The organism is Mesobacillus thioparans, from assembly GCF_965138835.1.
Taxonomy (GTDB): domain Bacteria; phylum Bacillota; class Bacilli; order Bacillales; family Cytobacillaceae; genus Mesobacillus; species Mesobacillus thioparans.
This window is the reverse complement of sequence record NZ_CBCSFH010000007.1, coordinates 54,982-67,157: the sequence shown is the minus strand read 5'-3', so window position 1 is coordinate 67,157 and position 12,176 is coordinate 54,982. Positions and strand designations below refer to the sequence as shown.

Genomic DNA, 12,176 nt, shown 5'->3' with positions numbered 1-12,176 from the left:
CAGTATGAAAAAAATTAGCCGTTAGCGTTCAATTTTTTCATAAGACGGGCTTTTTTGCGGGCAGCTGCATTTTTGTGGATAAGACCCTTAGCTGCTGCTTTATCAAGCTTGCTTGCTGCTTGTGCGTAAGAAGCTTTTGCTTCAGTATCGTTGTTCACGATTGCTGCTTCAGCTTTTTTAACTGCTGTACGCATAGTTGATTTAACAGTAATGTTTTGAGCTCTGCTCTCTTCACTTGTTTTTACACGTTTAATTGCAGACTTAATGTTTGGCATTCCGTTCACCTCCTAAAAAGCATCGAGATTTTATGGAACTCGACATTTCCAGTACATTTCTTATTTATTAAGAACAAATGATATTTTATCAAACAGGGGGTAATAATGCAATACTCTGCTTTAATTTATGTCCACAGCAAGGTGAATGTTTTTTGATATAAAAGGAAAAGATAGGCAATAGTATGCTGTTTAGCAGCCAAACTGTGTTGGGAGGAATGCGACCATGAAGGAACCAATCGACTTGAGCATGTATTCAATCAGGACTGACCTGGCTGTTGAAGCGAGGGAGATGGTGCTGGCAGACCAGGCAGCAACCGTCCATACCGAGGAAAATCTCTCTCAAATTGAAGGCGTCATCATAAAAGAAAAAGAAGAAAATGATATAAAGGTTTCTCTCGTAGAAGTAACTGCCGAGGGTGAGAAGACCCTGGGCAAAAAGCAGGGCCAATATTTGACAATCGAAGTTGTCGGAATCCGCCAGCAGGATACCGAGCTGCAAGGAAAAGTGGAAAAAGTCTTCGCTGATGAATTTGCCCAGTTCATCAAACAAGCCGGGATCAAGAAAGATGCGTCCTGTCTTGTGGTTGGCCTTGGCAACTGGAATGTGACCCCAGATGCGCTTGGACCGCTCGTCTGTGAAAATTTGCTGGTGACCAAGCATCTGTTCGAACTGCAGCCAGAGTATGTCGAGGAAGGGTATCGCTCTGTCAGTGCGCTCTCTCCTGGAGTGATGGGATTAACGGGGATTGAGACATCGGATATTATTTTTGGTGTCGTTGAAAAAACGAAGCCAGACTTTGTAATTGCAATCGACGCGCTCGCTTCCCGTTCCATTGAAAGAGTCAATTCGACAATCCAGATATCCGATACAGGAATCCATCCTGGCTCTGGTGTAGGGAATAAAAGGAAGGAACTCAGCAAAGAAACCCTTGGGATTCCCGTGATTGCGATAGGCGTTCCGACCGTTGTCGACGCTGTATCGATTACAAGTGACACGATCGATTTTATCCTGAAGCATTTCGGAAAGGAAATGAAGGAGGGCGGCAAGCCATCGAGATCACTCGTGCCAGCGGGAATGAGTTTTGGGAAGAGAAGAAAGCTGACGGAAGAAGACTTGCCTGAACCAGAACAACGCCAAACATTCATGGGAATGATCGGGACGCTGGAGGATGAAGAAAAAAGGAAGCTGATTTATGAGGTCCTGTCACCTTTAGGCCACAACCTAATGGTCACTCCAAAAGAAGTGGATGTCTTCATCGATGACATGGCGAATTTGATTGCGAGCGGACTTAATTCTGCACTGCATTCCAACATCGATCAGGATAACACCGGAATGTATACACATTAGAATTTTGTTGTCTTCACAACCATATCCGTTTTTGACGGTGCGGGTAAGCAATGATCCCTGCAAAAACCGCCTTAAGTTATATTTCAAAATGATTACGAATGGAATCCTGGTTCTATCTTCTCTAGCAAAGTCATAACATTTACTAGACTTGCATGAGAGAGGTGGAGCAATGAGATTCAATAAACGATCGGGAATAATTGTAGCTATCCAGGGGACTCAAGTTGTAAAAGCCGCACTAGCATTTGTATTCTTTCTCATTGGGATTTTTTCGATAAGCGGGGCCATGACGACACTTAGGCCGGAACTGCGGATCTCCTCCGATTCCGTCAATCAGGCTGCGACCAACCTAAACGGCCAGCTGCTGTTCAGCTTGATGGGCTGGGAAAATCATCAGTTCCTGCAGGCATTGCCAGAGGAATACGAAGCTCCCAGGCTGACGCATGTCATGTTCAAGCTTACCACCAATATCAATCTGGATGATCCAAGAAGCTTGCTGGGAAGAGAATTGCCGGGTTTCTCGCTTTTCGACGGAAAAATTCTCGTAGCCGGTGAGGGAACAAATTATACGAACATGCCGATGGAATCAGCTCCTCCGCTTGAAGTGTTGAAGGCGGAGCAGGAGGCAGCCCTGCAAAACACCGAGGATCTACCGGGTGCTTCGCAAGGAGAGACGGCAGCCCCGCCATTGTCAACAGGAGATCGCAAAGCGGTATATATTTATTTTACCCATACAAGAGAATCGTATCTTCCATACCTTAAGGGTGTGACAGATCCGAATCAGGCGTATCATTCCCAGGTGAACGTGACCAGGATTGGTGATCATCTGAAATCGAGCCTCGAAAAGCGGGGGATCGGAACGACAGTTGATAAAACCGATGTCATGGCGAACCTTAACAAGAAAGGTCTTGGTTTTGGAAGAGCCTATCAGGAAGCACGCCCGGTTGTAGAAGCGGCGATGGCAGGTGACCGGAACCTGCAATACTTCATCGATATCCATCGAGACGGTTACCGCAAGGATAAAACTACCATCCAGATCAACGGGCAATCCTATGCAAAAGTAGCATTTGTGATTGGCGGAGAAAATGCAAATTACGAGAAGAACCTGGCGCTTGCACGTGAATTGCATAACCTCCTAGATAAGAAGTATGGCAAAGGACTCAGCAGGGGTGTCATCGAGAAAAAAGGCGCGTCAACCAACGGGAAATTCAACCAGGACCTTTCCGGGAACGCCTTATTGATCGAATTCGGCGGCGTCGATAATACATTCGAGGAATTGAACAGGTCAGCCGATGCCCTCGCCGATGTATTCAGCGAATTCTACTGGCAGGCCGAAAAAGTAAATGGCGCTGACCAACAGCCTCCAGACAAGAAATAAAATGAGTAAGGTGATCGAGATGAAAATGTTCATGCTAAAAAGCTTGATGCTCGCTTCTTTAATGTTCGTATCCGTATTGTTCGGTATGCAGCAGGCAAACGAAGGAATCCATAAAATGAAAGGCTATGAAGACCCAGAATTCAAAAGTGCCTTAAGTGTAAAAGAAAACGAAAGTGGAAGCTTCGAAACAGCAATCCTGGGCAACGACATCTCCAGCCATGACCTCGAACAAAAGCGGAAAAAGCTAGAAGAAATGAAAGCATTCAACCTCTTTTCATCACTCGGAAAAAAACTCGCAGACGGAGTATCGTTTGTCATGGAGAAAACAGTAGAATTGATCACCGGAAAGTAGGGAGGACAGTGGGCTTGGTGCCTGCTGTTTTTTCGTTTGCGGAGATCGTCTTTTATGGGTGCTATTAGGGAGGGGGTGGAGGTGTGAAACTTGAGTTGCTGGTAGAGGGGGGGCAGCATAAAGGCGTATTGGAACCTTGAAAATCCAGATACTGGTATATGATGTCACCAATAGTGCGTATTGAGACCTCGAAACACCAGATACTGGTAAACAGTGTCGCCAATAAGGCGTATTGGAACCTTAAAAATCCAGATATTGGGATATAGTGTCACCAATAGGACATATTGAGACCTCGAAACACCAGATACTGGTAAACGGCTTCACTAATAGGGTATATTGGTACCCTGGAAATCCAGATACTGGTATATGATGTCACCAATAGGGCGTATTGAGACCCCTAAACACCAGATACTGGTAATCGGCTTCACTAATAGGGTATATTGGAATCCTGAAAATCCAGATACTGGTATATGATGTCACCAATAGGGCATATTGAGACCCCGAAACACCAGATACTGGTAAATGGCTTCACTAATAGGGTATATTGGAACCCTGAAAATCCAGATACTGGTATATGATGTCACCAATAGGGCGTATTGAGACCCCGAAACACCAGATACTGGTAATCAGTGTCACCAATAAGGCGTATTGAGACCTCGGAATACCATATATTGGTAAATGGTGTCACCAATAAGGCGTATTGAGAACTCGAAACACCAGATACTGGTAAACACTGTCACCAATAATACGTATTGAAACCTTGAAAATCCAGATACTGGGTAAAAGTGTAACCAATAGAGTGAGTTGGGACCTCGAAACTCCATATACTAGTAAAAAGAGTCGCCAATAAACCTATTTGCCCCCAAAACACAAAAAATAGATCACCAACGATTAGTTGGTGACCAAAAATTCATTCATAATATGACCATGGGCCATATCCTGAAACTATTAAATTCTCTTTCAGTGTCTGTCTGATGGTTCTCTTGGGAAATAAATCGCCAGTCCATTCATAAATTGTGTTGGTTGATAACTTTTCAGATGGATACAGAACCTGATACTCCTCAATACTTCGCACCAGCGCGCTTTTTGTATTCACAGGCTTTCGGCATTTTGGACATTTTAAAATAAGTGAATGATATTCTGTCATTCCCGCCCCGCAAGAATGGCAAAACACACCCTTTCGAAGCTGTGAATATTCATAATGCGGCACCTTGCTGAAAGGGGATTTCGTAATATGTGAGGCTACTAACTTTTCGGATAATCCCTCATGCTGGTGGTTCAAAGCAGACATCTGCTTATTCATTTTTTGGATAAAACGGTTGAGAGTTGTTGGAAGAATGATACGGCTGTTAAGAGGGGCCTGGTACAATGTGAATTCGGGATTGATGAAAACGAGATAGGGCTCGATGGGGATTTTAATACCAATACTATTAAAAAATTGCCTTAGAAGTGACACGTTCCTGTCTAGTTGAAGCAGTGGATTTTTAACTTCATTCCCGTTGATGGTCTTGAATTTATCCCCTTCAAAATAATACTCTCCTTCGAAATTCTTCACTTCGAATAGGTAGGAGAGTCTCTGGGCGATCATCAGCGAGTCAATTTGATAATGTGAATGATTCTGTTCAAGCAGCAAATCATTAAGGATCAGTGATTGAATGGCTATTTGTCTCAGGTACGCATCAAACATCACCTCGCCTTCAAATCCTTTTTGGAGATTCAAATAATATTGCTTCTCTTTCTCTGGTAAATCCATCCGTGTGTTCAAGGCTTTGAGGACTTTTAATTCTTCAGACTCAGAGCGTTCTTTTATAAACATAATCCATCTCCCTTCTTACAATTCATTTTACCTAATAAGTTCCCAATATTCTGTGAACGTTCCGTGTACGTAATCCTGTCGGGATATGGCGCCCTGCCCGCCACACTTCCTCTATTATTTATTGAATCTTGATATTCCTGCTGATATAATCAACAATAGTGTACATGCGCGAGTATAGTAGGAGTGAACGCAATGAGCAGAGAAGAAAGACTTAATAGACAAAGCAAAATACGAAATTTTTCGATTATCGCCCATATTGACCATGGGAAATCCACTTTGGCTGACCGAATCCTTGAAAAGACGAATGCATTGACTGCGCGTGAAATGAAGGATCAGCTTTTGGATTCCATGGACCTAGAGCGTGAGCGTGGAATCACGATAAAACTGAACTCAGTACAATTGAAGTACAAAGCGAAAGATGGAGAGATTTATACTTTCCACCTTATCGATACTCCTGGGCACGTAGACTTCACATATGAAGTTTCCCGAAGCCTGGCAGCATGTGAAGGTGCTGTCCTTGTTGTCGACGCGGCACAGGGAATCGAGGCACAGACCTTGGCGAACGTATACCTTGCAATCGACAATGACCTGGAAATCGTGCCGGTCATCAATAAAATCGATCTGCCAAGTGCGGATCCTGAACGTGTCAGAAATGAAATTGAAGAAGTGATTGGCCTGGATGCTTCCGAAGCTGTTTTGGCATCAGCAAAAGCAGGAATCGGCATTGAAGAGATCCTTGAGCAAATCGTCGAGAAGGTTCCTGCCCCGCAGGGAGATCCTGATGCGCCGCTAAAAGCATTGATATTCGACTCTTTGTATGACGCCTACCGCGGTGTAGTTGCCTATATCCGCGTTGTCGATGGAACGGTCAAAGTCGGCGACAAAATCAAAATGATGGCGACTGGCAAAGAGTTCGAAGTAACAGAAGTAGGAGTATTCACTCCGAAGGCTACACCTTCCCAAGAACTGACTGTCGGAGATGTAGGTTTCCTGACGGCTGCAATCAAGAACGTCGGCGACACTCGTGTCGGTGATACCATCACAAACGCGAAAAACGGAGCTGCCGAAGCACTTCCTGGATACCGTCGCTTGAACCCGATGGTATATTGCGGGCTGTACCCAATCGACTCAGCGAAATTCAACGACCTGAGGGAAGCTCTTGAAAAATTGGAGCTGAACGATTCAGCGCTACAATTCGAACCGGAAACTTCGCAGGCATTAGGCTTCGGATTCCGCTGCGGATTCCTTGGGCTGCTTCATATGGAAATCATCCAGGAGCGAATCGAGCGCGAGTTCAAAATCGATCTGATCACGACAGCGCCAAGCGTTATCTATGATGTCATCATGACAGATGGAACTGAATTGAAGGTAGACAACCCGTCCAATATGCCGGATCCTCAGAAGATCGACCGTGTAGAAGAGCCTTATGTAAAAGCAACAATGATGGCGCCGAATGACTATGTTGGAGCTATCATGGAGCTTTGCCAGGAAAAGCGCGGTATCTTCATCGACATGCAATATATGGATGAAACACGAGTCAGCATTGTGTATGAAATCCCGCTGTCTGAAATCGTCTATGATTTCTTTGACCAGCTGAAATCAAGCACAAAAGGCTATGCTTCCTTCGATTACGAGCTGATCGGGTATAAGCCTTCCAAGCTTGTGAAGATGGATATCCTGCTTAATGCTGAAAAAGTGGATGCTTTGAGTTTCATCGTTCATAATGATTTTGCCTATGAAAGAGGAAAGGTCATCGTTGAAAAATTGAAGGACCTAATCCCTCGCCAGCAGTTCGAGGTGCCGATCCAGGCGGCCATCGGCCAAAAGATCGTTGCTCGTTCGACAATCAAGGCGATGCGCAAGAACGTACTGGCAAAATGTTATGGTGGGGATATCTCACGTAAACGTAAGCTTCTTGAGAAACAAAAAGAAGGTAAGAAGCGCATGAAGCAGGTTGGTTCTGTCGAAGTGCCGCAGGAAGCCTTCATGGCAGTCCTCAAAATGGACGATAACAATACGAAGAAATAAAATAGCAGGGGAGGCTGGATGTGCTTGTTAAACCAAGCGATTCTGGCCTCTTTTTTCAATAAACCAGGGAAGTGAAAATGAATGAAATCAGCATATATCCATATTCCGTTCTGCCACCATATTTGCCACTACTGCGATTTCAATAAAGTCTTTATGAAAGGGCAGCCTGTTGATGAATATCTTGATGCCCTTGCAAAAGAAATGGAACTGACAGTAAAAGATGACCAGGATGTCCTTGATACGATTTTCGTTGGCGGAGGGACGCCGACTGCGCTTGACGAAAGGCAACTAGAAAAATTAGTTCAATCCATCCAGGAGAAGCTAAACTTCAACCAGAATACAGAGTACACCTTCGAAGCAAATCCAGGCGACCTGTCAAAAGAAAAGCTGACCATCCTGAAAAGTGCTGGTGTCAACCGTTTGAGTTTTGGAGTCCAGACTTTTAATGATGAGCTGCTGGAAAAAATCGGCCGCAGCCATCGGGCGAAGGATGTTTATGAATCAATTGAAAATGCGAAGGCAGCAGGCTTCGAGAACATCAGCATCGATTTGATTTACAGCCTTCCCGGGCAGACAAAGGAGGATTTCATTCAGTCCATCCAGATCGCCCTCTCTTTGGGACTTGTCCATTATTCCGGTTATTCATTGATCATTGAACCGAAGACTGTATTTTATAACTTAATGCAAAAAGGCAAGCTGCCAATCCCTGGTGAGGATGCAGAAGCGGAAATGTATGAAATCCTTATGGATCAAATGGAGAAACATGGCCTGCATCAATATGAAATCAGCAATTTTGCTGTCCCGGGTTATGAAAGCAGACACAACCTTACGTACTGGGACAATGAGGAATATTATGGCTTTGGTGCCGGAGCCCATGGTTATGTCAACGGAATGAGGCAGTCGAATTATGGACCCCTGAAAAAGTATATGGAACCTATTAACAGGGGCGAGCTGCCGATCATGGATGAACATAAGGTTACCCTTGAAGAACGAATGGAAGAAGAAATGTTCCTAGGCCTAAGGAAGTCAAAAGGTGTCTCGATTCGACATTTTGAAGAAAAATTCGGCCGTGACCCGATGCGGATTTTCCGTGGGCAAATTGAAGATTGGACTGCGAAAGGGCTGCTGAAAACCGCGGATGACCGCATCTTCCTCACCAGGCAGGGACGTATGCTTGGCAATGAAGTTTTTCAATCATTCATTGGGGTATCAAATCATTGACATCTTTATCGATTATTGATAAATTATTTTTAGAATTAGCACTCGTTCTTATAGAGTGCTAACAGAGGTGATGATGTTGTTAACAGATCGTCAGGTGCTCATTTTGCAGGTGATTGTTGATGACTTTATTCGTTCAGCTCAGCCGATAGGTTCAAGGAGCTTGTCGAAAAAAGAAGAAATTAATTTCAGTTCGGCGACGATCCGGAATGAAATGGCCGATTTGGAGGATATGGGATTCATCGAGAAGACCCATACTTCTTCAGGAAGGATTCCTTCCGAAAAAGGGTATCGATATTATGTCGATAACCTTCTGCTGCCGCAAAAAGTGAATCGTTCAGATATGGCGGCGATCAAATCGATTTTTGCTGAAAGAATATACGAACTTGAAAAAATCGTCCAGAAATCAGCGAAGATTTTATCAGAAATGACCAATTATACTTCGATTGTTTTAGGACCGGCTGTAAAGGACAACAGGCTGAGAAAGCTGCAGATCGTTCCATTGAATAAGGACACGGCGATCGCCATTATCGTGACGGACACAGGGCATGTGGAAAACAGGATGTTCCATTTCCCTACCAGCATCGATCCGTCTGATGTTGAAAAGATGGTCAATATCCTGAACGAACGATTGGCTGGTGTGCCGCTTACCAATCTGAACTCCAAGATTTACAAGGAGATCGCCATGCTGCTGCGCCAGCATATCAGCAGTTACGATACACTCCTTAATACCATCATGGATACTTTGAATATGCCGGCACATGAAAAAGTGTTTTTTGGCGGAAAGACGAATATCCTCAGTCAGCCTGAGTTCAACGATGTTGAAAAAATCCGCAACCTGATGAATATGATCGAGCATGAAGACGGCTTGTATAACCTTATCAGGAAAAATCCAGCCGGGATCAATGTCAAGATCGGGACTGAAAACGATAATTCAGCCATGGAAAATTGCAGCCTGATTACTGCCACTTATTCCATGGGTGAAGAAAAGCTGGGATCCATCGCAATTTTAGGACCGACACGAATGGAGTATTCACGTGTCATCAGCCTGCTCCAATTGATCAGCACAGATTTGTCCAAGGTGCTGACACAGCTGTATCAAAATAAATAAGCATGGAAATATTGATTAAGGGTGGAGCAGCCTGTTCCATCCCGAATCGTCATGTGTTTTCTACTGAAGCACTATGCTTCGTTGAAATATAGCCAGGACTAACCTGGACAATGCGGCTGGTGATCCTTGCCGCGATACTTTGAGGGAGGTGAGTTGACGTGACAGAAGAGAGAAACAACACTGAGCAAGAATTGAACAGCCAGGCAGAAGAAGAAACGGTTGAAGAAGTTTTTGCCGAAAATGACGCTTCTGAACAAACTGAAGAAATACCGGCTCAAGAGGAAGAGCAGCAAGATCCGATGGAGCAGAAAATCGCTGAATTGGAAGGCAAACTTGATGAAGCCGACAACCGTTACTTGCGCCTTCAGGCTGATTTTGATAACTTCCGCCGCCGTTCAAGGATTGAACTTGAAGCGAGCGCTAAATATAGAGCCCAAAGCATTATTACAGATCTGCTTCCAGCCATCGATAACTTCGAACGTGCATTGAAGATGGATGTGGATAATGAACAGGCGAAATCCCTTAAACAGGGAGTGGAAATGGTATACCGCAGCTTGCTTGACGCCCTTAAGAATGAAGGCGTTGAAGTGATTGAAGCGGTAGGCAAAGAATTTGACCCGCATCTTCACCAGGCAGTGATGCAGGCTGATGATGAAAAATACGGTCCTAACATCGTTGTAGAAGAATTCCAAAAAGGCTATATGCTGAAGGACCGCATCATTCGTCCAGCGATGGTGAAAGTGAACCAATAAAGAGTCTACATAAAAGATCCAGGAGGTAATTGATAATGAGTAAAATCATTGGTATTGACTTAGGAACAACTAACTCTTGTGTAGCCGTATTAGAAGGCGGCGAACCAAAGGTAATCCCGAATCCAGAAGGTAATAGAACGACTCCTTCTGTCATCGCATTCAAGAATGGCGAACGCCAGGTGGGTGAAGTGGCAAAGCGCCAGGCAATCACAAACCCTAACACGATCATTTCAATCAAGCGCCACATGGGAACAGACCATAAAGTGGAAGCTGAAGGCAAAGAATACTCACCACAGGAACTATCTGCAGTCATTCTTCAGTACTTGAAGTCTTATGCTGAAGACTACCTTGGTGAGCCTGTAACAAAGGCAGTCATCACAGTACCAGCTTACTTCAATGATGCAGAGCGTCAGGCAACGAAGGATGCAGGCAGAATCGCTGGTCTTGAAGTTGAGCGTATCATCAACGAGCCAACAGCTGCAGCACTTGCTTACGGCCTTGATAAAATGGACGAAGACCAGACAATCCTAGTTTATGACCTTGGCGGCGGTACTTTCGACGTTTCCATCCTTGAACTGGGTGATGGTGTATTTGAAGTGAAATCTACTGCTGGTGACAACCGTCTTGGCGGTGACGATTTCGACCAGGTCATCATTGACTATCTGGTAGAACAATTTAAAAAAGAAAACGGCATTGACCTTTCAAAAGATAAGATGGCCCTTCAGCGCTTGAAGGATGCTGCAGAGAAAGCGAAGAAGGATCTTTCCGGTGTGACTTCTACACAGATTTCCCTTCCATTCATCACTGCAGGGGAAGCTGGACCGCTTCACCTTGAATTGAACCTGTCTCGCGCTAAATTCGAAGAGCTTTCTGCAGGTTTGGTAGAGCGTACGATGGGACCAACTCGCCAGGCACTTAAAGATGCTGGCTTAAGCCCATCTGAACTGGATAAAGTCATCCTTGTCGGTGGATCTACACGTATTCCAGCTGTTCAGGAAGCAATCAAGAAGGAAACAGGAAAAGATCCTCACAAAGGCGTAAACCCTGATGAGGTTGTCGCAATGGGTGCTGCAATCCAGGGCGGCGTAATCTCTGGTGACGTTAAAGACGTAGTACTTCTTGACGTTACTCCGCTATCATTAGGAATCGAGACAATGGGCGGCGTGTTTACGAAGCTGATTGACCGTAACACAACGATCCCTACATCAAAATCACAGGTGTTCTCAACGGCTGCTGACAACCAGACTGCTGTTGACATCCACGTGCTTCAAGGTGAGCGTTCAATGGCATCTGCCAACAAGACACTTGGCCGCTTCCAGTTGGCGGATATCCCGCCGGCACCACGTGGAGTACCTCAGGTCGAAGTTACGTTCGATATCGACAAAAACGGTATTGTAAACGTTCGTGCGAAGGACCTTGGCACAAACAAGGAACAGCAAATCACTATCAAGTCTTCTACAGGCTTGTCTGATGATGAAATCGACCGCATGGTAAGAGAAGCGGAAGAGAACGCTGAAGCTGACAAGAAGCTGAAAGAAGAAGTTGAACTTCGCAACGAAGCTGACCAGCTTGTCTTCACTACTGAAAAGACCTTGAAGGATCTTGAAGGTAAGGTAGATGAAGAAGAAGTCAATAAAGCGAACGAAGCGAAAGACGAATTGAAGGCTGCGATTGAAAAAGGCGAAATCGAAGAAATTCGCACCAAGAAGGATGCTCTTCAAGAAATCGTTACCAATCTGAGCGTCAAGCTTTATGAAGAAGCTGCAAAGCAACAGCAGGCTCAACAAGGCGCTGAAGGCCAAGAAGGAACAAAGAAAGACGACGATGTCGTTGACGCAGAATTCGAAGAAGTTAATGACGACAAGTAAAAAATTCAAATAGCAACCAAAAAGTCAAAGTCA

The 12,176-nt window shown here is 44.7% G+C and carries 10 protein-coding genes; 8 read left to right on the top strand and 2 right to left on the bottom strand.

Features of this window, described 5'->3' with window-relative positions; genetic code table 11:
* Positions 1-14: 14 nt before the first annotated feature.
* Positions 15-275: a 30S ribosomal protein S20 gene (gene rpsT, locus ACNAZ4_RS13005; protein WP_415814970.1), complete on the bottom strand. Its 261-nt coding sequence runs from the start codon at positions 273-275 to the stop codon at positions 15-17.
* Positions 276-498: 223 nt separating this feature from the next.
* Between rpsT and gpr the strand changes: the two genes are divergently transcribed.
* The 3 genes from gpr (at position 499) to ACNAZ4_RS12990 (ending at position 3,350) form a co-directional block, all read left to right on the top strand.
* Complete coding sequence (gene gpr, locus ACNAZ4_RS13000) at positions 499-1,623, top strand: GPR endopeptidase (RefSeq protein WP_415814969.1); 1,125 nt, start codon at positions 499-501, stop codon at positions 1,621-1,623.
* A 169-nt stretch (positions 1,624-1,792) separates the two neighbouring features.
* The gene (gene spoIIP, locus ACNAZ4_RS12995) at positions 1,793-2,998 is read left to right on the top strand and encodes a stage II sporulation protein P (RefSeq protein WP_415814968.1); all 1,206 of its coding nucleotides are present in this window, start codon (positions 1,793-1,795) and stop codon (positions 2,996-2,998) included.
* Between the two features lie 19 nt (positions 2,999-3,017).
* Complete coding sequence (locus ACNAZ4_RS12990) at positions 3,018-3,350, top strand: YqxA family protein (RefSeq protein WP_415814967.1); 333 nt, start codon at positions 3,018-3,020, stop codon at positions 3,348-3,350.
* A 910-nt stretch (positions 3,351-4,260) separates the two neighbouring features.
* On the opposite strand, the gene ACNAZ4_RS12985 is transcribed toward ACNAZ4_RS12990, so the two are convergent.
* Positions 4,261-5,166, bottom strand: a complete 906-nt coding sequence (locus tag ACNAZ4_RS12985) for a nuclease-related domain-containing protein (protein ID WP_415814966.1) — start codon at positions 5,164-5,166, stop codon at positions 4,261-4,263.
* A 192-nt stretch (positions 5,167-5,358) separates the two neighbouring features.
* Between ACNAZ4_RS12985 and lepA the strand changes: the two genes are divergently transcribed.
* The 5 genes from lepA to dnaK all read left to right on the top strand — a co-directional run bounded on the left by lepA (position 5,359) and on the right by dnaK (position 12,143).
* Complete coding sequence (gene lepA / locus ACNAZ4_RS12980) at positions 5,359-7,194, top strand: translation elongation factor 4 (protein WP_415814965.1); 1,836 nt, start codon at positions 5,359-5,361, stop codon at positions 7,192-7,194.
* Between the two features lie 81 nt (positions 7,195-7,275).
* Positions 7,276-8,415 carry a radical SAM family heme chaperone HemW gene (gene hemW, locus ACNAZ4_RS12975; protein WP_415814964.1) on the top strand — a complete coding sequence of 380 codons (1,140 nt, stop codon included), beginning with the start codon at positions 7,276-7,278 and terminating at the stop codon, positions 8,413-8,415.
* A 76-nt stretch (positions 8,416-8,491) separates the two neighbouring features.
* On the top strand, positions 8,492-9,523 hold the full coding sequence (gene hrcA, locus ACNAZ4_RS12970) for a heat-inducible transcriptional repressor HrcA (protein ID WP_415815151.1): 1,032 nt from the start codon (positions 8,492-8,494) through the stop codon (positions 9,521-9,523).
* 158 nt (positions 9,524-9,681) lie between these two features.
* Positions 9,682-10,275, top strand: coding sequence for a nucleotide exchange factor GrpE (gene grpE / locus ACNAZ4_RS12965; protein WP_415814963.1), 594 nt, complete (start codon positions 9,682-9,684; stop codon positions 10,273-10,275).
* 35 nt (positions 10,276-10,310) lie between these two features.
* Positions 10,311-12,143 (top strand): molecular chaperone DnaK, encoded by a 1,833-nt coding sequence (gene dnaK, locus ACNAZ4_RS12960; RefSeq protein WP_415814962.1) that lies wholly within the window; start codon positions 10,311-10,313, stop codon positions 12,141-12,143.
* Positions 12,144-12,176 lie beyond the last annotated feature (33 nt).